At 71.7% G+C, this 19,469-nt stretch carries 17 protein-coding genes; 6 read left to right on the top strand and 11 right to left on the bottom strand.

What is annotated here, in order from left to right:
• Positions 1-6: 6 nt before the first annotated feature.
• Positions 7-1,224, bottom strand: coding sequence for an LLM class flavin-dependent oxidoreductase (locus R4P08_RS13915; protein ID WP_317814543.1), 1,218 nt, complete (start codon positions 1,222-1,224; stop codon positions 7-9).
• A 187-nt stretch (positions 1,225-1,411) separates the two neighbouring features.
• Between R4P08_RS13915 and R4P08_RS13910 the strand changes: the two genes are divergently transcribed.
• Both R4P08_RS13910 and R4P08_RS13905 read left to right on the top strand, forming a co-directional pair.
• Positions 1,412-2,587, top strand: a complete 1,176-nt coding sequence (locus R4P08_RS13910) for an ROK family protein (RefSeq protein ID WP_317814485.1) — start codon at positions 1,412-1,414, stop codon at positions 2,585-2,587.
• A gap of 65 nt (positions 2,588-2,652) precedes the next feature.
• A complete protein-coding gene (locus tag R4P08_RS13905; RefSeq protein ID WP_317814484.1) occupies positions 2,653-3,174 on the top strand; it encodes a flavin reductase family protein in 522 nt (173 codons plus the stop codon).
• Between the two features lie 81 nt (positions 3,175-3,255).
• On the opposite strand, the gene R4P08_RS13900 is transcribed toward R4P08_RS13905, so the two are convergent.
• Positions 3,256-5,907 carry an ATP-dependent Clp protease ATP-binding subunit gene (locus R4P08_RS13900; protein ID WP_317814483.1) on the bottom strand — a complete coding sequence of 884 codons (2,652 nt, stop codon included), beginning with the start codon at positions 5,905-5,907 and terminating at the stop codon, positions 3,256-3,258.
• 228 nt (positions 5,908-6,135) lie between these two features.
• On the opposite strand from R4P08_RS13900, the gene R4P08_RS13895 reads away from it, so the two are divergent.
• From R4P08_RS13895 to R4P08_RS13885, 3 genes are all read left to right on the top strand, one after another.
• Positions 6,136-8,790 carry an ATP-dependent RNA helicase gene (locus tag R4P08_RS13895; protein ID WP_411741209.1) on the top strand — a complete coding sequence of 885 codons (2,655 nt, stop codon included), beginning with the start codon at positions 6,136-6,138 and terminating at the stop codon, positions 8,788-8,790.
• Between the two features lie 107 nt (positions 8,791-8,897).
• Positions 8,898-9,452 (top strand): hypothetical protein, encoded by a 555-nt coding sequence (locus tag R4P08_RS13890; RefSeq protein ID WP_317814482.1) that lies wholly within the window; start codon positions 8,898-8,900, stop codon positions 9,450-9,452.
• A 111-nt stretch (positions 9,453-9,563) separates the two neighbouring features.
• Complete coding sequence (locus tag R4P08_RS13885; RefSeq protein WP_317814481.1) at positions 9,564-10,217, top strand: DUF1801 domain-containing protein; 654 nt, start codon at positions 9,564-9,566, stop codon at positions 10,215-10,217.
• A gap of 5 nt (positions 10,218-10,222) precedes the next feature.
• Here R4P08_RS13885 and R4P08_RS13880 read toward each other — a convergent pair whose 3' ends face one another.
• The 4 genes from R4P08_RS13880 to R4P08_RS13865 are packed head-to-tail and all read right to left on the bottom strand — an operon-like array spanning position 10,223 to position 13,876.
• A complete protein-coding gene (locus R4P08_RS13880) occupies positions 10,223-10,777 on the bottom strand; it encodes a DUF6518 family protein (protein ID WP_317814480.1) in 555 nt (184 codons plus the stop codon).
• Between the two features lie 22 nt (positions 10,778-10,799).
• Positions 10,800-12,434, bottom strand: coding sequence for a lysine--tRNA ligase (lysS, locus tag R4P08_RS13875; RefSeq protein ID WP_317814479.1), 1,635 nt, complete (start codon positions 12,432-12,434; stop codon positions 10,800-10,802).
• Positions 12,435-12,454: 20 nt separating this feature from the next.
• Positions 12,455-13,417 carry a glutaminase A gene (glsA, locus tag R4P08_RS13870; protein ID WP_317814478.1) on the bottom strand — a complete coding sequence of 321 codons (963 nt, stop codon included), beginning with the start codon at positions 13,415-13,417 and terminating at the stop codon, positions 12,455-12,457.
• A 27-nt stretch (positions 13,418-13,444) separates the two neighbouring features.
• Complete coding sequence (locus R4P08_RS13865; protein ID WP_317814477.1) at positions 13,445-13,876, bottom strand: rhodanese-like domain-containing protein; 432 nt, start codon at positions 13,874-13,876, stop codon at positions 13,445-13,447.
• A 287-nt stretch (positions 13,877-14,163) separates the two neighbouring features.
• Between R4P08_RS13865 and ygiD the strand changes: the two genes are divergently transcribed.
• Positions 14,164-14,955 (top strand): 4,5-DOPA dioxygenase extradiol, encoded by a 792-nt coding sequence (gene ygiD / locus R4P08_RS13860; RefSeq protein WP_317814476.1) that lies wholly within the window; start codon positions 14,164-14,166, stop codon positions 14,953-14,955.
• A 78-nt stretch (positions 14,956-15,033) separates the two neighbouring features.
• On the opposite strand, the gene R4P08_RS13855 is transcribed toward ygiD, so the two are convergent.
• From R4P08_RS13855 to R4P08_RS13835, 5 genes are all read right to left on the bottom strand, one after another.
• Positions 15,034-15,804: a type III pantothenate kinase gene (locus R4P08_RS13855; RefSeq protein ID WP_317814475.1), complete on the bottom strand. Its 771-nt coding sequence runs from the start codon at positions 15,802-15,804 to the stop codon at positions 15,034-15,036.
• A gap of 14 nt (positions 15,805-15,818) precedes the next feature.
• A complete protein-coding gene (gene panD / locus R4P08_RS13850) occupies positions 15,819-16,244 on the bottom strand; it encodes an aspartate 1-decarboxylase (RefSeq protein WP_317814474.1) in 426 nt (141 codons plus the stop codon).
• Positions 16,245-17,237: a pantoate--beta-alanine ligase gene (gene panC / locus R4P08_RS13845; RefSeq protein WP_317814473.1), complete on the bottom strand. Its 993-nt coding sequence runs from the start codon at positions 17,235-17,237 to the stop codon at positions 16,245-16,247.
• Entirely contained in the window at positions 17,234-18,187 is a 954-nt protein-coding gene (locus tag R4P08_RS13840; RefSeq protein WP_317814541.1) for a Rossmann-like and DUF2520 domain-containing protein, read from the bottom strand. Before R4P08_RS13840 ends, panC begins: the two co-directional genes overlap by 4 nt.
• Positions 18,188-18,333: 146 nt before the next feature.
• On the bottom strand, positions 18,334-19,383 hold the full coding sequence (locus R4P08_RS13835) for a DUF6779 domain-containing protein (protein WP_317814472.1): 1,050 nt from the start codon (positions 19,381-19,383) through the stop codon (positions 18,334-18,336).
• Positions 19,384-19,469: the final 86 nt, after the last annotated feature.

The following is a 19,469-nucleotide window of genomic DNA, read 5'->3' as shown; positions in this document are numbered from 1 at the left end:
TGTGGGTCACCCGCCGACGGAGGCGGGCTCCCTGGTCGGGGTGGCGGGCTCGGACGACGTTGCGGCCGGGGACCCGGCGAACGGCACCGCCGCGGTCGGCTGCGTTGAAGTCGGCTGCGCTGAAGTCCGAGGTGTGGTGGTGTTCGGCGTCCACAGACCGCGCCGGGCGAGTTCGGGCAGGACGCCCTCACCGAAGTTGAAGGTCTCCTCCAGGTGCGGGTACCCGGACAGGACGAAGTGGCTCAGACCCAGCTCGGCGTACTCGGCGATCCGGTCGGCGACCTCCTCGTGCGAACCGACGAGCGCCGTGCCCGCTCCCCCACGCACCAGTCCGACACCGGCCCACAGGTTGGGCGAGATCTCCAGGGAGTCGGCCCGCCCGCCGTGCAGGGCGAGCATCCGGCGCTGACCCTCCGACTCGCTCGCGGCCAGCGACGCCTGAACCCGCTCGACGTCCGCGGGGTCGATTCCCTTGAGCAGCCGTTCGGCCTCCGCCCACGCCTGCTCGGAGGTGTCCCTCGAGATCACGTGGAGCCGGATTCCGTAGTCCAGGGTGCGTCCCTGCCCGGCCGCAGCGGCGCGGACCCGGTCGAGCTTCTCCGCGACCGCCTCGGGCGGCTCACCCCAGGTGAGGTAGGTGTCGGCGTGGCGGGCGGCCACCCGGATCCCGGCCGGGGACGAACCGCCGAAGAAGATCGGGGGCGCCGGGTCGGGTCGACGCCCCAGGACCGCGTTCTCGACGGTGAGGTGTTCGCCTCGGAAGGTGACCGGCTCCGGCGACGCCCACAGGTCGCGCACCACCCCGAGGAACTCGTCCGCGCGGGCGTACCGGCCCTCCTTGTCCAGGAAGTCGCCGTAGGCGCGCTGCTCCGCGGATTCCCCGCCGGTGACGACGTTGAGGAGCAGTCGTCCGTGGGTCTGCCACTGGAAGGTGGTGGCCATCTGGGCGGCCAGGGTCGGGCTCATCAGACCGGGACGTAGAGCCACGAGGAACTTGATGCGCTCGGACGAGTCCGCGAGCAACGCGGAGGTCAGCAGCGCGTCCTCGCACCACGCGCCGGTCGGCGTGAGCAGGGACTCGAATCCGTTGTGCTCGGCGGCCGCCACGATCTGCCGCAGGTAGGGCAGGGTCGCCGGCCGGTCCCCCGACATGGAGGTCCCGTGGCCCCCGGCGACGAGATTGCGTGAATCGCCGTAGGTGGGCAGGAACCAGTGGAAGTGCAGGTCCTGCTGCGCGGTGATCGGTGCGGAGTGCTGGGTGGCCACGGATGACTCCTGGGTTCGGGTTCGGTAACTGACCAACCCATCGTGTGGCCGGGGTGGGGCGCGCAGCCAGAATTGCCTCCACCGTGAACGGAACCCTTAACCGTAGTAGACCGATCGGTCTATTCTCTGTGCTACTTTTACCGGCATGACGCCACGATCATCCGCGCCTGACCTGAGGCTCTCCAATGCCAGCTCGGCTCGCGTCCTGCGGACGATCCGGTTCCGCGGCCCGGTCTCCCGTCCCGAGGTCGCGGCGTCCACCGGCTTGTCGGTGGCCACCGTCGGCCGCGCCACCTCCGCACTCCTGGCCGCCGGGGTCATTCGCGAGCGGCCGGAGCTCATGCACGACGGCTCGGTCGGCAGGCCGAGCATCCCGGTCGAGCTCGACCCCTCCGGCCCCATGGCCGTCGCGATCCACATCGGCCTCAGCCGCAGCGTGGTGGCCATCTGCGACCTCGGCTGCCGGATCCTGTCCGAGTACGCGATCCCCACCCCCGGCAGCGACCCGGAGCAGATCGCGGACGAGTTGTCCGCGATCGCGTTCCGACTCCTCGACGGCCACCGCGGCCGCCGGCTCGTCTGGGGCGGCGTCGCCACCGCCGCGAGGATCACCACGCCGGGCAGGATCGACCACGACCTGCTGGGGTGGCAGGACGTCCCCGTGGCGGACCTGTTCGCCGATCGGATCGGGGTGCCCTTCTCCGTGGCCCCCCATGTCGAGGCGATGGCCGCGGCAGAACTGCTGTTAGGACACGAATCTCACCGGGGAACGACCCTCGTCGTCTACGCGCGCGAACACCTGGGCTCCGCGCTGGTTATCGACGGCGCGGTCCACCTCCCCCGCGCCGGGTCGGCTGAACTCGCCCACCTCCCGGTCGGGCCCACCACACACCTCGACGACAAGGGTGCCGGCCTGCTGGATGTGGTGGGCGACTCCGGACTGGTGCGCGCGGCGGCCGCCCACGGCATCAGCGTGGATTCGGTGTCCGAGCTCGCCGCCAGAGCACACCGCGACCCGATGGCGGAGGCGATCCTCGTCGAGCGCGCGACGATCCTCGGCCGGCTGGTGGGGCTGGTCTCGGCCATCACCCGCCCGGACTCGGTCGTCCTCTGCGGCCAGGCCTTCACCGACCACCCGCGTTATCTGACCCCGCTCATCCGGGCGACCCGCCAGACACCTCTGGCGGGTGGGGCGCCCGACCTCAGAGTGTCGACGGCCGGCGGCCGGATCCAGCAGTTCGCGGCCATGGCGGTCGCGCTCGACGCCATCTCCGCCGACCCCACGAGCGTGCTCCCGACCACCCTGTCGTCGGCGTCCTGACCTATTTCCGGTCACCGCGAACAGAACGTTCGACATCGGCCACATCCGGCATCGAGACTCCTCACATGACCGAACGCAGCCTGTCGACCGCCCAGCCGTCCGTCTCACCGGAGACCCACCGTCGCGCGATGCGTCTGCATCCCGCCGGGGTCACGATCATCACCCTCGACGGCGCCGAGGGGCCTGTCGGCTTCACCGCGTCGTCGCCGTCGAGCCTCTCCTCGGAGCCCGCCCTGGTGAGCTTCAACGTCGGCATCTCCTCGTCCAGCCTGGCCGCCGTGCTGGAGGCCCGGACCGCCGTGATCCACCTGCTGGGCACGGCCGACCAGTCCCTGGCGCTGCGGTTCGCGGGACCGTCTCGGCTGAGGTTCGCCGACACCTCCCTGTGGACGCGCGCCGAGACCGGGGAGCCCCTGCTCCACGGCGGCAGGGCGCGGCTCCGGGTCGCCCTGGACCGGCTGGTCCCGGCCGGCGATCACGTCCTGGTGATCGCGCGCCTACTCGACGCCTGGTTCGACGACGAGCCGACCGATCCGCTCGTCATCGTCGACGGAGGGCTGCGCGCGGTCTCCCCGGCCGCCGGCTGACGACCTCGGACGCGACGAACGGCCCCCACCCGGAAGGTGGGGGCCGTTCGTCGTATCAGGCGCCGTGTCGGGGCGCGCGGATCAGGTGGTGGCGGGAGCCGCCCCACCACTGCCCGCAGGTCCGTTGGCAGACCGGCCACCGAAACCTGACGAGCTCGGCGGGAGGGAGTCGCCCGGTCCGGCCTCGCCGGTCGGCGCGACGCTCGCGGTGATCTCCTCGCCCTTGCGGAGGTCGACGTCCGGGCGCTGCGCACCGGAGAACGTGAACTTGGCGTCCTCGGTCTTCTCGGACACGCCGTCCCAGCCCTCGACGTCGACCGTGATCAGCTCGCCGGCCGCGACCTCTCCGAAGAGGATCTTCTCCGAGAGGGTGTCCTCGATCTCGCGCTGGATCGTGCGACGCAGCGGCCGCGCACCCAGTACCGGGTCGAACCCGCGCTTGGCCAGGAGTTCCTTGGCCCGATCCGTCACCTCGATGGTCATGTCCTTGGACTTGAGAGCCACCCCGACGCGGGAGACCATGAGGTCGACCATCTGGACGATCTGATCCTTGGTGAGCTGGTGGAACACCACGATCTCGTCGATGCGGTTGAGGAACTCAGGCCGGAAGTGCTTCTTGAGCTCGTCGTTGACCTTCTGCTTCATCCGCTCGTAGGCGTCCTCGGTGTTGTCGGAGGACTGGAAGCCCATGCCGACGGCCTTGGAGATGTCCCTGGTGCCGAGGTTGGACGTGAAGATCAACACGGTGTTCTTGAAGTCGACCATGCGGCCCTGACCGTCGGTGAGACGGCCGTCCTCGAGCACCTGGAGCAACGTGTTGTAGATCTCGGAGTGGGCCTTCTCGATCTCGTCGAAGAGGACCACCGAGAACGGCTTGCGCCGCACCTTCTCCGTGAGCTGGCCGCCCTCCTCGTAACCGACGTACCCGGGGGGAGCACCGAACAGCCGCGAGGCGGTGAAGCGGTCGTGGAACTCGCCCATGTCGATCTGGATGAGCGCGTCGTCCTCGCCGAACAGGAAGTTGGCCAGCGCCTTGGACAGCTCGGTCTTACCCACACCGGACGGGCCGGCGAAGATGAACGAACCGGAGGGACGCTTGGGGTCCTTGAGCCCGGCGCGGGTACGCCGGATGGCACGGGAGACCGCCTTGATGGCCTCCTGCTGACCGATGATCCGCTTGTGCAGCTCATCCTCCATGCGGAGCAGACGGCTGGTCTCCTCCTCGGTGAGCTTGAAGACGGGGATACCGGTCCAGTTGCCCAGGATCTCGGCGATCTGCTCCTCGTCGACCACTGCGGCCACGTCCATGTCGCCCGCACGCCACTGCTTCTCGCGCTCGGAGCGCTCGGCGATGAGCTTCTTCTCCGTGTCCCGCAGACCGGCGGCCTTCTCGAAGTCCTGCGCGTCGATCGCGGACTCCTTCTCGCGACGGGCCTCGGCGATCTTCTCGTCGAACTCGCGGAGGTCCGGCGGAGCGGTCATCCGCTTGATGCGCATCCGTGCGCCGGCCTCGTCGATGAGGTCGATGGCCTTGTCCGGCAGGAAGCGGTCGTTGATGTACCGGTCCGCGAGCGTCGCGGCCGCGACCAGCGCACCGTCGGTGATGGTGACGCGGTGGTGCGCCTCGTAGCGGTCCCGCAGACCCTTGAGGATCTCGATGGACAGCTCCACGTTGGGCTCGGGGACCTGCACCGGCTGGAAGCGACGCTCGAGCGCCGCGTCCTTCTCGATGTGCTTGCGGTACTCGTCGATCGTCGTGGCGCCGATGGTCTGCAGCTCGCCTCGCGCCAGCTTGGGCTTGAGGATCGACGCCGCGTCGATCGCGCCCTCGGCCGCACCCGCGCCGACGAGCGTGTGGATCTCGTCGATGAACAGGATGATGTCGCCGCGCTGGTTGATCTCCTTGAGCACCTTCTTCAGGCGCTCCTCGAAGTCACCGCGGTAACGCGAACCGGCCACCAGCGAACCCAGGTCCAGCGAGTAGACCTGCTTGTCCTTGAGGGTCTCGGGGACCTCGTTGTTGACGATGGCCTGAGCCAGGCCCTCGACCACCGCGGTCTTGCCCACGCCGGGCTCACCGATCAGCACCGGGTTGTTCTTGGTGCGCCGGGAGAGCACCTGCATGATGCGCTCGACCTCCTTGGCGCGGCCGACCACCGGGTCGAGCTTGCCCTCCATGGCGGCCTGCGTGAGGTTGCGTCCGAACTGGTCCAGGACCGTCGACGAGGACGGCGTGCCGGCCTCGCGACCGCCGCCGCCGCGTGCGGGCGCACCCGTGGCCTCGGCTTCCTTGCCCTGGTAGCCCGAGAGCAGCTGGATGACCTGCTGGCGGACGCGCGTGAGGTCGGCGCCGAGCTTGACCAGCACCTGGGCGGCCACGCCCTCGCCCTCACGGATGAGGCCGAGCAGGATGTGCTCGGTCCCGATGTAGTTGTGCCCGAGCTGCAGTGCCTCGCGCAGGCTCAGCTCGAGGACCTTCTTGGCCCGCGGCGTGAACGGGATGTGCCCGCTGGGCGCCTGCTGGCCCTGGCCGATGATCTCCTCGACCTGACTACGCACCGCTTCCAGCGAGATCCCGAGGGACTCGAGTGCCTTGGCGGCCACTCCCTCGCCCTCGTGGATAAGACCCAGCAGGATGTGCTCGGTGCCGATGTAGTTGTGGTTGAGCATCCGGGCCTCTTCCTGGGCCAGGACGACGACGCGACGCGCGCGGTCGGTAAACCGTTCGAACATCGTGCTACCTCACATTCCTCGGGTTTTCACCACTGTAGTGGCCCGGTCAGACGCTCGGCACCGCAGGAGCGGCGCCCGGTCCTTCTCCAGGTCCGTCACCAGTGTTCAACGCGGCAGGTCGGGGAATCATTGCGCATTCGTGTACGCCGTCAGCGAACGCCGCCTCCAGACGGGGAATGCGGGGACATCTAGGGTCGTGGCCATGAGTCAATCGACGGGTGGGGCGGCGTGGTGAGACCGTTCGACCTCGACCGCATCGGCCGCGATCTGCCGTTCGCCGCGGCCCTTCCCGCGCTGCGCGGGGCTCTGGCGGCCAAGGGCACCGCGGTCGTGCAGGCGCCGCCCGGCACCGGTAAGACCACCCTGGTCCCGCCCGCGGTCGCCTCGGTGGACGGGGTCGCGGGCCGTGTCGTCGTCACCCAGCCCCGACGGGTGGCCGCCCGCTCCGCGGCGCGGCGCCTGGCGACGTTGACGGGCACCGAGATCGGCACCGTCGTGGGGTACTCCGTGCGCGGGGACTCCCTCGTCGGGCGGGACACCCTCGTGGAGTTCGTGACGCCGGGCGTGCTGGTGCGTCGACTCGTGGCCGACCCCGACCTGCCCGGGATCGGCGCGGTGGTGCTCGACGAGGTCCACGAGCGCGACGTCGAGTCCGACCTCGCCTTTGCCCTGCTCTGCGAACTCCGCCAGCTGCGCGACGACCTGCCGGTGGTGGCGATGTCCGCGACCGTCGAGGCCGGTCGCTTCGCGCGGTTGCTCGGCGGTCCGGGGCCGGATCCGGGCGCTGGTGGTGCGGGCGCGGGCGCGGGTTCGGACGCGGGCACGGGAGGTGCGGGCGCTGCGCCCGTCGTCGGGGTCCCGGACCCCGGCCACCCCCTGGAGGTCCGGTACGCCCCAGCGCCGGTGGCCCGGCTGGACGCCCGCGGGGTGACCGACGGGTTCCTCGAGCACGTGGCCGCCGTGACCGCAGACGAGGTGTCCTCCGGTGGCGCCGACGCCCTCGTCTTCCTGCCCGGGGTCCGGGAGATCGACCGCGTGGTCCGGTCGCTGACGGCCCGACTGGGCGACCGGGCGGAGGTCCTGCCCCTGCACGGCGGGCTCGACGCGGCCGCCCAGGACCGGGCGGTCTCGGGCACCGGTCGCGGGCGCGGAGGCGGACGCGGCGGCAGTCGCGTCAGCGGTGGAGACGGCGGCGGAACCCGGCCGAGGGTGGTGGTCTCGACCGACCTCGCGGAGTCCTCGCTCACGGTGCCGGGGGTGCGGGTGGTGGTGGACGCCTGCCTGAGCCGCGAGCCCCGCCGGGACGCCGCGCGGGACATGACCGGCCTGGTGACGGTGTCCGCCTCGCGCGACTCCTGCGTCCAGCGCGCCGGTCGAGCCGCCCGCCTGGGACCCGGGGTCGCGGTGCGGTGCCTGTCCGAGGACGACTTCGCGCGCCTGCCCGACCACCGCACGCCCGCGATCGCCACCTCGGACCTGACGACCTTCGCCCTGGACGTGGCCTGCTGGGGCGCGCCGCGCGGGGAGGGGCTGGCGTTGCCCGACCCGCCGCCGGCCGGAGAGATCACCCGCGCCCAGTCCGTCCTGGAGGGTCTCGGCGCGCTCGACGCCCGCGGCCGGGCCACCGCCCGCGGACGCGAACTGGCGCGGGTCCCCGCCGATCCCCGCCACGCCCGCGCTCTGCTCGACGGCGCCCCGCTCGTGGGCCGCCGGGTGGCCGCCGAGGTGGTGGCGTTGCTGGCCTCGGGCCGGCGCTCCCCCGCGGGCGACCTGGTGGCCGACCTGCAGGCGCTGCGCGGGGGCCGGGCCGCGGACTCAGGGACCTGGGAGCGCGAGGCCCGCCGTCTCGAGCGGTTCGTCGGATCCGCGGGCGCGGGTCGCGGGCGGAGCGGCGTCCCCGTCGACGAGGCCGTCGGGGTGGTGGTGTCGCTCGCCCACCCGGACCGCGTGGCGCGCCGACGGGGCGGGCAGTACACCTTCGCCTCCGGGACCGGGGCGGTGCTCCCGCCGGGCTCCGCGCTCGCGGGCCACGAGTGGCTGGCGGTGGCCGAGGTGGGTCGCGCGTCCGGGCGTGCCGCCGGCGAGGCCGGGGCGGTGATCCGGGCCGCCGCGGCGCTGGACCGCGAGGGCGCCGAACGTGCGGCCGAGGGACTCCTCGACGACGACGAGACGGCCACGTTCTCGGGCGGCGCACTGACGGGCCGCCGGATCCGTCGGCTCGGGGCGATCGAGCTCTCCGTGACCCCCGTGCGTCCGGGTCCTGCCGCCGCCCTGTCGGCCGTGGCGGCCGCCGTCCGCGCCGGCGGGCTGCCCGGACTCGGGCCCGACGACGACGCGCTACGGCTGTGGCGCCGGATGGCGCTCGCCCACCGGATGCTCGGGGCACCGTGGCCGGACGTGTCCGCCGACGCGTTGGCGGACCGGCTGGAGGAGTGGCTCGCGCCGGAGGTCAACGCGCTCGCCCGTGGCGCCAAGTTGACCGGCCGGGACCTCGGCCCCGCCCTGCGCCGACTGCTCCCGTGGCCGGAGGCGACCCGGTTCGACGAGCTGCTGCCCGACCGGCTGAAGGTGCCCAGCTCGTCGTCGTACCGCGTGGACTACCCGGAACCCGGCTCCGACGAGGCACCCGTGCTGGCGGTCAAGCTCCAGGAGTGCTTCGGCTGGACCAGCTCGCCCCGGATCTGCCACGGGCGGGTGCCCGTGACCGTGCACCTGCTCTCCCCCGCCGGGCGGCCGCTCGCCGTGACGCGTGACCTGGAGTTCTTCTGGCGCGAGGCCTATCCCGGCGTGCGCGCGGAGATGCGCGGCCGCTACCCCAGGCACCCGTGGCCCGAGGATCCGATGGCCGCCGAGCCGACCCGCCGGACCAATCCGAGGCGCTGACGGTTCCAATACCATAACGGGATGCAGATTCCCAGCCTTTTTGAGATTTCAGGCATATGGTGTGACTAAGCACACAGGCGCACGGATGCGCCGAAAGGGTGATCGTCATGATTGCGTACACCGCCCCCGCCCCGCACGAGACCCCCCTTCCCACCAGGACGCCGGCCCGCACCAAGGTCATCCCCCACGTGAAGAACCGGATCGGCGCCCTCATCGCTCTGCTCGGCCTGGCACTGGCACTGCTCAGCCTCTACCTGCCGTGGCTCTCCACCAGCAGGGGCGAGCAGATCACCGCGCTGGACATCACCGAGATCATCGACGTGCGCAGCGTCGCCCCGGTGCTGTTCCTGGGACTGGTGGTCCTGTCCTTCCTGGTGTCGGTCGCCATGCTGAGTCGCCTGGGGGCGTTCGCGGCCGCGGCGGCCGTGGTCGCGCTCGGGGTGCTGGCAGCGCACCTGGCGTTTGTCTGGACACTCATCGCCTCCTCGGGGGTGGCCGAACCCACCCTTTCGGGTCTGCCCGGGGACGCGGAGGTGACCTACGGCCCCTACGTGGCCGCGCTCGGGTTCGTCCTGGTGGCGGCGGGGTCGGCGTGGGCTGCCCGGTCGGCCGAGTACGTCCTGCCGGACCTCAAGTCGGGACGGCCGCACCCGGACTCGTGACGCGAGTGGCGCTCGTGACGCGCGTGGCGCTCGTGACGCGCGTGGCGCCCCTGCCGGTGGCGGCGGTCGGAGGCTGGTCCGGAACCGCCCGCGAGGACTAGCGTCAGCGTCATGAGCGAAGCGCTACCCCTGCCCCGGCTCTCCGCCCCGGCCGCCCGCGCGCTCGACGCGGCCGGGATCGCCGACCTCCGGCAACTCGACGGGATGGGCGAGAAGGACGTGCTGGCGCTGCACGGGATCGGTCCCTCCCAGCTCGGGGTGTTGCGCGACGCGCTGACCGCGGCGGGCCTGTCTTTCACCGAGCCCGTCGCCCGGCCCCGACCCACCGGCCGCAGCGACAACGCGACGACCGTCGTGTCGCCGGGTTCGCCTCGGGAATGGATCGAGGGACTGCCCACCGCACGGCGTGTGGACGACGGTCGGCGACTCCTGGAGATCTTCGGCGAGGCCACCGGCGAGCATGCCGCCATGTGGGGTCCGTCGATAGTGGGCTACGGCCATCACCACTACGTCTACGACAGCGGCCGCGAGGGCGACACCCTCCGGGTGGGTTTCAGCCCCCGAGCCTCCGCCCTCACCTTCTACGGCCTGCTCGGGGCCCCGGGGGCGGAGGAGCTTCTAGCGAAACTGGGACCGCACAAGACCGGCAAGGGCTGCCTCTATGTGAAGACGCTCGCCAAGGTCGACGAGCAGGTGTTGCGTGACCTCGTGGCGGCGGCCTGGGCGGGGTGGGAGAACGACGAGAACGGCAACGAGGGCGGCTGAACCGCTCAGCTGAGCAGCGCGTCGTATCCGAGGCACGCGAAGTAGACCGATGCGAGCGCCACCACCGCTGATCCGAGAGCGGGGGCCCGCCGGGCCGGTCGGGACACCACCGCCAGCAGCACCAGCGCAACGGCCAGCTCGAGAACCCACGCCGGTCCGCCGACCTGCAGGAGGCCGTAGACCGCCTCACCCGCGACGATCCCGGGCACCGCGCCCGCGGCGAGCGCGCCACGGCTGCCGTCACGCGCGGACGCGGCTCCCGCGGTACCGCAGACCGCACCTGCGACCGGTCCGACGACCAGCCAGAGCCCCACCTCCGCAGCCGACGTCGAGTCCGCGTGGACGACGAGCCACGGGACCAGCGTCCCGACCATGGCCAGCATTCCCCACACGGCCCCGTCGATCCCTCTGGCGCCCGGCCGGCGGGACACGAACATCGGCACGACTCCCCACAGGGCACTCGTGCCGGCGAGGACCGCCCACCGATCGGGGAGCACCGCGTGCGCGAGTGTGAGGACCACACCCGCGAGCAGTCCGACTACCAGCGCGCGCGTTCTCACGCCGGAGCAGTCCAGCGACGGGTCACTCCCGAGGCAGCGGCTTGACCATCGGGAACAGGATGGTCTCGCGGATCCCCAGGCCGGTGAGCGCCATGAGCAGCCGGTCGATTCCCATCCCCAGCCCCGTCGTGGGCGGCATTCCCTGCTCCATGGCGGCGAGGAAGTCCTCGTCCAGAACCATCGCCTCGTCGTCGCCGGCGTCAGCGAGCCGCGCCTGGTCCTCGAAGCGCTGACGCTGGATCACCGGGTCGACGAGCTCGGAGTAGCCGGTCGCCAACTCGAATCCGCGGACGTAGAGGTCCCACTTCTCCGTGACCCCGCGGTCGGTGCGGTGGTCGCGGGTCAGCGGGGAGGTCTCGACCGGGAAGTCGCGGACGAACACCGGGCCGTCGAGCTGATCGCCGCACAGGTGCTCCCACAGCTCCTCGACCAGCTTTCCGTGCAGCCAGCCCTTGCCCGAGGGCACCTCGAGCCCGACCTCTCCGGCCAGCTCGGTGAGCTCGGCGACGGTCGAGTCGACGGTGACGATGCTCTCGCCGTCGTCGGCCGCCAGCTCGGGATGCTTGGCTCGCAGCGCCTCATTGAGCGAGGGGTACATCCGCAGTTCGGGCCACTGGCCACCGAGGTCGAAGTCGGTCCCGTCGGCCAGCGTCACCGTCGTGGAGCCGAAGACGTCGCGGGTGACCTCCTGGATGACCTCGCGGATCATCGTGGCCGAGGTGTCGTAGTCCCCGTATGCCTGGTACGTCTCGAGCATCGCGAACTCGGGGCTGTGCGAGGAGTCCACGCCCTCGTTGCGGAAGTTCCGGTTGATCTCGAAGACCCGCTCGATCCCGCCCACCACGCAGCGCTTGAGGTACAGCTCGGGGGCGATGCGCAGGTACAGATCCAGGTCGAGTGCGTTGGAGTGGGTGACGAACGGCCGGGCTGCGGCCCCGCCGTGCAGCGTCTGCAGCATGGGCGTCTCGACCTCGAGGAACCCGCGCCGCTCGAGGGCGCCCCGCAGCGCGCGGACCACCTTGATGCGGGTGATCGCGTTGCGTCGGGCGGTGTCGCGCATGATGAGGTCGGTGTAGCGGTGACGGACCCGGGTGTCCTCGCTCAGGTCCTTGTGCGCGACCGGCAGCGGGCGCAGCGACTTGGCCGCCAACACCCAGGAGTCGGCCATCACGGACAGCTCGCCGCGCTTGGACCGCACCACCCGGCCGGTCACCGAGACGTGGTCGCCGAGGTCCACGTCCTGTTTCCACGCCTCGAGCCGATCCGCGCCGACGGCCGCCAGCGAGAGCATCACCTGGAGCTGCGGGGCGAACGCGTCGGGCTCGCCCTCCACCGCCGGGACGGCCAGGTCCGCGTCCGGACTCACGCCGTCCTGGAGGCGGACAAAGCAGAGCTTGCCGGTGTTGCGGACGAACAGCACCCGGCCGGCCACGGAGACCTCGACGTCGGTCTCCTCGCCTGGCTCGAGCGCCGCGAAGCGCGGGTCCGAGGTGATCTCGACGAGCCCGTGGGTGCGCGGGACCTCGACCGGGTACGCCTGCGCCCCGGAGTCGAGGAGGCGCTGCCGCTTGGCGCGGCGGATGCGCAGCTGCTCGGGGGTGTCGTCGGCGGGCTCGCCGGTGGCGGCCCCGGTCGCGGCGGGAGTCGAGTCGGTCACGGCTCCCGAGGATAGTCGGCTTACCCGGCGGGGCCGAACCCGTGGCCGTCCGCCCGGTCGAGCACGTGGAGGTCCAGGCGGTCCGACAGCGCCTCGATGGCGGCTGCCGCCCGCACGCTGTTGCCGTGCTCGTCGAGCCGGGGAGAGTAGGCGGCCACCCCGAACCGGCCCGGCACCACCGCGAACACGCACCCTGAGACGCCGCTCTTGGCGGGGAGCCCGACCTGGTAGACCCAGTCCCCCGCCGCGTCGTACATGCCGCACGTGAACATCACACTGTTGGCGTAGCGCACGGCTCTGCGCCCGAGGATCTGCTCGTCACCGCCGGGGCGCAGACCGCCGTTCGCGAACATCGCGGCCATGTGAGCGAGTTCGCGCACGTCCACCCGGACAGCGCACTGGCGCCCGTACCCCGCCACCACCTCATGGGGGTCGTCCGCGAGATTGCCTTCCTCGGCGAGCAGGTGGGCGAGCGCCTGGTTACGGTGCGCGCTCCGGGCCTCGATGTCCGCGATCTCCTCATCCACCTCCACCTCTCGGCCCACGATCCGGGAAAACAACGCCCGGATCTGCTCGAAACGGGAATCCTCGTCGTCGTCGCCCCGTCCTATCAGCGCATGCGCTGCCAACGCACCAGCGTTGACGAGAGCGTTGGGGGCCCGGCCGGTGCCGGCCTCCAGGGAGATCTCGTTGAACGGGTCGCCCGAGGGCTCGACCCCGATCCGCTTGGCCACCTCGTCGACGCCCTTCTGATCCAGCGCCAGGGCGTAGACGAACGGCTTGGACGCGGACTGGAGATCGAAGCGGATGTCGTCGTCCCCCGCGGACACCACGCGGCCGCCGAGGTCGCAGACCGCCAGCGCGAGGGCATCGGGATTCGGGTGTTCGTAGTCGCCCAGGTGCGGGACCAGGTCGCCGGAGGAGTCATCACGGACCTCGTCCAGGAGTTCTCTGAGCAGGTCCGGTGAGATGTCGTCCGTCATGGGACGAACGTACCGGCGTCGCGGAGATCAGTGGGCCGAGATCGCGGACCGCTCGCGCAGCAGGTGGTCCGCGTCGGAGAGCAGACCGAGTGCCCCGGCGGCACGGAGCGCAGCATGCCCACCGTCTACCGCGCGGACCCCCCGGACACCACGCGAGTGCGACTCGACGGCGAACAGTTCGGCGTCGAGGCCGTCGTCGCTGACCAGCACCACCTCGCGGCCCTCACCGACGGCCGCGAGCGGTGCGGCCGACCGCGGATCGAGCAGGTCGACGACGGGACGGGCCTCCACCGCTACCGCGCCCGCCAGCACGCCCTGCCGTTCACGCTGGGCCCGCGAGCGGATGTCCACGACGAGTGCCCCGGCCTCGACCGCGGCGCGGTAGCCGGCGACGGCCAACGTGATGCCGATGGCGGTGGCGGTGGCGGACGAGGCGGTGGCGGTCAGGGCGGTGGTCATGTGGTGCTCCTCGCGGGGATCTCGGCTGGGGTTCGTTCGAGGGGGCTATCGCCGGTCGGGACACCAGTGCTGCGCACGCGCGCGGATGCCACGGGACCGGCCGAGGGCATTCGTCGTGCGTTCATGGCCGCAATAATAGACAGACCGGTCTACCTATTTCAAGCGTGGACGTCACGGCCGTGCCCGTTTCGCCCGAGCCCGTTCCACCTGCGAGGCACCCGCCCGCCTACCCCATTGGCATTCCGGTAATAGTTGATGCATCATGTATCTGGATCGAAGGAGTTACCATGACCGCCACGCACCTCCGCCAGCCCGCCGTCTTCATCGGGCACGGCGTCCCCCTGAACGCGCTCGAGGTCAACCAGTGGACCCGGGAATGGGCCGCGCTCGGCGACTCGCTCCCCGAGCGTCCCCGGGCCGTTCTGGCCGTCTCTGCGCACTGGTACATCAACGCCACCGCCGTGACCGCGATGACCAACCCGCGGACGATCCACGACTTCTACGGCTTCCCACAGGAATTGAACGAGTTCGAGTACCCGGCCTCCGGCGCCCCCGAACTCGCCTCCGAGGTGGCCGAGGTCGTCAAGCCCACCTGGGTCGGCGCGGACCAGGACTCCTGGGGGCTCGACCACGGCACGTGGTCCGTCCTCACCCACGTCTTCCCGGACGCCGACATCCCCGTGGCCCAGCTCTCGGTGGACGCGTCCAAGCCCGCGAGCTACCACTTCGACCTGGGCACCAGGCTCTCCGCGTTGCGGGACTCCGGCGTCCTGGTGCTGGCCAGCGGCAACGTCGTGCACAACCTCGCCGCCGTGGACCCCTCCCGCGGCAACTCGGGGGCCGACTGGGCACACCGCTTCGACGACCACGCCCAGGAGCTGCTCACCGAGCGGCCGGAGGACGCGCTCTCCCTGATCGAGCACCCCGACGCGCGGCTGGCCGTGCCCAGCGCCGACCACTTCCTGCCCCTGCTCTACACCGCCGGGATGGCCGCGGGATCCGGCGAGACGCTGGACTCCTTCAGCAAGGGCTACGCCTGGGGCTCGGTCTCCATGACGAGCTACCGCTCGTCGGCCTGACCGCCGCGGCGCACCTCGTCGTCGTCGCCCTCGTTGTCGCCGTCGTAGTGGTCGTCGCCGTCGTCGATCCCGGCCGCGTCAGGCGTTGCGCTCGAACACCAGCCGCAGACCCTCGAGCGCGAGCTCGGGTTCCACGTCGGTGATCGTCCGCGATTCCTCGGCCACCACGTCCGCCCGCAGGCCGGTCAACACGACGCTCGCGTCGGCGAGCTCGGCCACATCGGCCTTCAGGCGGGCGACCAGGGCGTCGATCTGCCCGGCGAAACCGATCACGATCCCCGCCTGCAGCGCCGCGACGGTGTTCTTGCCCAGGGCACTCCTGGGCCGCACCACCTCGATCTTGCGCAGCGCCGCCGCGCGCTCGGCCAGGGCGTCCACCGAGATGTCGATCCCGGGCGCGATCGCGCCGCCGAGCAGCTCGCCGCGCGCGGAGATCGCGTCGACGGTGGTCGCCGTGTCCACGTCGACGACGATGACCGCGCCCTCGAACATCCAGTGGGCGGCCAGCGCGTTGACCACGCGGTCCGACCCCACCTCGCGCGGGTTGTCCACGAGCAGCGGGACCCCGGTCTTCACCCCGGGCGCGACGACGACCGCGCGCAGGTCCGGCCAGTAGTCGGCGGCCATCCTGCGCAGCTCCCCGGTCACCGAGGGCACCACCGACATCGCGGAGATGCCGGAGAGGCGCCCGGCGCACTCGCCCAGCAGGCCCCGGATGGTCAACGCCAGCTCGTCGGAGGTCACCGCGGGCGACGTCCGCATGCTCCAGGTGCGCTCGAGCGGGCCACCGCCGGAGGGGAAGACGCCGAGCCGGATGTGCGTGTTGCCGACGTCGACGGTGAGAAGCACGGTTATCCCGGCACCTAGACGGTGGCGGGCTCGGGGACGCGCGGGTTCTTCAGGCCCGACCCCTCCGGCACGTCCGCCGGATCGGTTCCCTCGGTGAGCGTCCGGTTGTGGGAGTCGACGAACACCACGCGCGGTCGGTAGGCCCGCGCCTCGGCGTCCTCCATGACGGCGTAGGCGATGATGATCACCAGATCACCCGGGTGGACCAGATGCGCGGCAGCGCCGTTGATGCTGATGACGCCCGACCCGCGCTCACCGGTGATGGCGTAGGTGGTCAGGCGGGCGCCGTTGTTGATGTCCACGATGTCGATCTGCTGTCCCTCGAGCAGGTCGGCGGCGTCCATCAGGTCGGCGTCGATGGTGCAGGAACCCACGTAGTGCAGGTCGGCCTGGGTGACCGTGGCCCGGTGGATCTTGGAGTGGAGCATGGTGCGCTGCATCTAGAAGCCTTCCTGGAGGTCAGCGGCCATCTCGGCCTGCTGCGCGGCGACGGTCGCCTCGGCGTCGGCGAGGAAGCCGGTGCCGATGGCCACGCCGACGTTGTCGATGAGGCGGGCCTTTCCGATACGTGCGGCCACGAGAAGCCTGCCCGGCCCCTCCACGGGCGGTTCGCCGAGGTCGCCGGCACGGAGTTCGAGGTAGTCGACCGCGATCTGCGGACGCTCGGCGAGGACCGCGCGGGCCGCGTCGAGGACCGCCTCGGCCCCGCCCTTGGCCGCGAACGTCCCGGCCACCAGCGCAGCGTTGAGGGTGGTGGCCAATTCCCGCTCCTCCGGGGAGAGGTAGCGGTTCCGCGAGCTCATGGCCAGACCGTCGTACTCGCGGACGGTGGGCACACCCACCACCCGGACGTTCAAATCCAGATCGGCCACCATCTGCCGGATCAGGACCAGCTGCTGGTAGTCCTTCTCCCCGAACAACGCCTGGTGGGGCGCGACGATGTTGAACAGCTTGGCCACCACCGTGAGCATCCCGGCGAAGTGGCCGGGGCGGGCGGCGCCGTCGAGGATGTCGCCCGTCGGCCCGGGTTGCACGGTGGTCCGCGGCCCGGCCGGGTACATGGCGGCCGCACTGGGGGCCAGGACCAGCTCGACTCCGGCGTCGGCGAGGCGGGCCACGTCCTCGTCGAGCGTGCGCGGGTAGGCGTCCAGATCCTCGCCGGGCCCGAACTGCAGCGGGTTGACGAAGATCGACACCACCACCACGGACCCGGGTGTGCGACGCGCGGCCTCGACCAGCGCGAGATGCCCCTCGTGTAGCGCACCCATGGTCGGGACCAGGACGATCTGCTTCCCGACCTTGCGCAGCGACTCGGTGACCGCGTGTAGCGAGGCCGGCTCGTGGTGGATCGTCAGCTCACCGCGGGAGAACCCGGTACCCGGACGGCCCGGGACCGCCGTGCGGACGGCGTACGTGGAGGTGGAGGTGGTCATCGCAGTTGCTCCGTGAGGTCGGGGGCCAGGAGGTCGGTGACGTCGCGGCCGGCGCCGCAGCGGTCCGCCGTCCGCAGCGCGAGCGCGCGGTAGCCGGCAGCGATGCCGCCGCCGACGTCCTCGAGCGCGTCGAGGTGGCGCGAGACGGTCACCGCGTCGCCGCGCATGACGGGACCGGTGAGCGCGGAGTCACCGGAGGCGAGGGCGTTGTCGAGCGCCGCGTGCAGGAGGGGCGCGAGGGTGCGGCGCGCGAGAGCCTCGGCGTCCGAGCCGAGGATGCCGTCCGGGTCGCCCTCGACCCCACCGCCGGGCAGGACGGAGAAGGACGCCGCGAGCGCCTCGGCGGCGTCGTTGACGAGGGTCACCAGGTGGTTGGCGCCGTGCGCCAGGGCGGCGTGGTACAGCGCGCGGTGGGATTCGGCGACGGTGACGGGTAGGCCCCCGGTCTCCATCACCAACATCTGTCCGACGACGAGACCGACCTCGTCCGGGGAGGTGAGCGCCCACGAACAGCCCTCCATGCGGTCGACGTCGGAATCGCCGCCGGTGAAGGTCATGGCCGGGTGCGCCGCGACGACGACCGCGCCGGCATCCGCGGCGGGCCGGAGGATGTCAGCACCCACCGCGCCGGCGACGTGGACGACGATGTGGCCGGGGCGGAAGGCGTCCGCGCTCGCCAACTCGGCGACCACACCGGGCAGGACGGAGTCGGGGACCGCGAGGATCAACAGTTCAGCGGCGTCCGCCACGGCAACAGGGTCGGCGAGCCGGGCCCCGGGGAGCCGGCGGGCGACGAGGTCGCGCGAGCGCTCGGAACGCGCGACGACCGCGGAGACCACGTGGCCACGCCGCTCGAGGGCGGCGCCGATCGCTGTGCCGACGCGACCCGCCGAGACGAGTCCGATGGACAGCCGGGCAGGGGGTGTTCCGGTGACGCCGAACTCGGCCATCATGAGTGCTCCAGTGTTCGATCCGTTCCAGGCCCACTCACATGGTGGGTCCCGGACATCTCGGGGCTGAGAGTAGTCCTTTCGGACGCGGCGAACAGCGATCAGTGGCGCACCTCACAGGAGCGTGCGTGAACAGCTGCGCGGGCTCAGTCCGACGAGTGCCGGCGGCGCCGCCCGCCACCGGAGGTGTTGTCGCCACCCAGACGGGCCATCAGCTCGGCGACCGAGAGACCCTCGCCCTCCCCGTGACGGCTCGGCGGGGTGGCGTCAGTCGAGGCGGGCTCGGGCTTCGGCGCGGCCGGGGTCGGCTCGGGCTTCGGCGCGGCCGGGGTCGGCTCGGGCTTCGGCGCGGGCTGTTTCCGCGGCTCCGCAGACGGCGCCGTGGACACCGGCTGCGAGCGGGTGGTGGGACGGACGGCGGGGCGGCGCTGCTGGTCGCCACCCGGCGCTGCGGCGCGAGTCTCTCCCGCTGCGCGGGATCCTTCCGAGACAGGGGAGAACTTCTCGGTGCGCTCGGTGCTCGGGGTGGCATCTCGACCGACACCGGGCCCGGCAGCCTCGGCAGAGGACGGCGCGGGGGTGGTCGGCGCGGGGGTGGTCGGCGCGGGGGTGGTGTGGGAGGGGGCGGCAGGCGTCGGATCCGTCGGCCCGAAACCGCGGCGACGGGGCTCGACCCGCTCGGACGGCACTGACGGCAGTGCTGAACCGGCGCCGAGTTGGCCGGCGGGCGCATGGCCACTCACCGCGAAGCGGTCCTCGGGCAGCGTCACGCCCATCTGACCGAGCTGCTCCCGCAACGCGGCAACTTCGAGCCGCAGCGCGTGGATGGAGTCCGAGGTCTCCGAGCGGACGGTGTCTCGCAGTCCCTTCTCCACCACGAGTTCGTGCTCGCGACGAGCTGAGATCTCCCGCTCGAGCTGGAGCTCGTAGACGGTGTGCAGGTCGTGCACCCGCGCTGATTCCGCCGCCGCCAACCGGCGGTACTTGGCTACGAGGAACGCCCCTATGAACGCCGCCCACAACGCCGCGAGGGTGCCGATGCGCGTCCACACGGGATTGTCGGAGAAGACCATCACCACGGTCGCGACGATCGCCAACGCCAGCAACACCCCGAGGGCGATGGCCGCCAGTCCGCGGTCGTCGCCGCGCGCAGGCCGAACAGACCGTGGCTTGTCGATCGAACCGTCGGAACTCATGTCCCGCATGATACGCAGAGAATCACCGGTCACACGAGTAACCTGCGGGCGTTTGCGCCCAACCGACGCGCCCGTTCACTGGCCGG

The sequence above is a fragment of the Rhodococcus sp. IEGM 1408 genome (genome assembly GCF_033142235.1).
In the GTDB taxonomy this organism is placed as follows: Bacteria; Actinomycetota; Actinomycetes; order Mycobacteriales; family Mycobacteriaceae; genus Dietzia.
The sequence above is the reverse complement of the archived record's forward strand: the minus strand, read 5'-3'. Positions and strand labels throughout refer to the sequence as shown.

What these genes read in the sequence shown, in the direction of transcription:
- R4P08_RS13910 (WP_317814485.1), top strand. Translation starts at nt 1,412, where the DNA reads ATGACGCCACGATCATCCGCGCCTGACCTGAGGCTCTCCAATGCCAGC.
- R4P08_RS13905 (WP_317814484.1), top strand. Translation starts at nt 2,653, where the DNA reads ATGACCGAACGCAGCCTGTCGACCGCCCAGCCGTCCGTCTCACCGGAG.
- R4P08_RS13900 (WP_317814483.1), bottom strand. Translation starts at nt 5,907, where the DNA reads ATGTTCGAACGGTTTACCGACCGCGCGCGTCGCGTCGTCGTCCTGGCC.
- R4P08_RS13890 (WP_317814482.1), top strand. Translation starts at nt 8,898, where the DNA reads ATGATTGCGTACACCGCCCCCGCCCCGCACGAGACCCCCCTTCCCACC.
- R4P08_RS13885 (WP_317814481.1), top strand. Translation starts at nt 9,564, where the DNA reads ATGAGCGAAGCGCTACCCCTGCCCCGGCTCTCCGCCCCGGCCGCCCGC.
- glsA (WP_317814478.1), bottom strand. Translation starts at nt 13,417, where the DNA reads ATGACGGACGACATCTCACCGGACCTGCTCAGAGAACTCCTGGACGAG.
- R4P08_RS13865 (WP_317814477.1), bottom strand. Translation starts at nt 13,876, where the DNA reads ATGACCACCGCCCTGACCGCCACCGCCTCGTCCGCCACCGCCACCGCC.
- ygiD (WP_317814476.1), top strand. Translation starts at nt 14,164, where the DNA reads ATGACCGCCACGCACCTCCGCCAGCCCGCCGTCTTCATCGGGCACGGC.
- panD (WP_317814474.1), bottom strand. Translation starts at nt 16,244, where the DNA reads ATGCAGCGCACCATGCTCCACTCCAAGATCCACCGGGCCACGGTCACC.
- panC (WP_317814473.1), bottom strand. Translation starts at nt 17,237, where the DNA reads ATGACCACCTCCACCTCCACGTACGCCGTCCGCACGGCGGTCCCGGGC.
- R4P08_RS13840 (WP_317814541.1), bottom strand. Translation starts at nt 18,187, where the DNA reads ATGGCCGAGTTCGGCGTCACCGGAACACCCCCTGCCCGGCTGTCCATC.
- R4P08_RS13835 (WP_317814472.1), bottom strand. Translation starts at nt 19,383, where the DNA reads ATGAGTTCCGACGGTTCGATCGACAAGCCACGGTCTGTTCGGCCTGCG.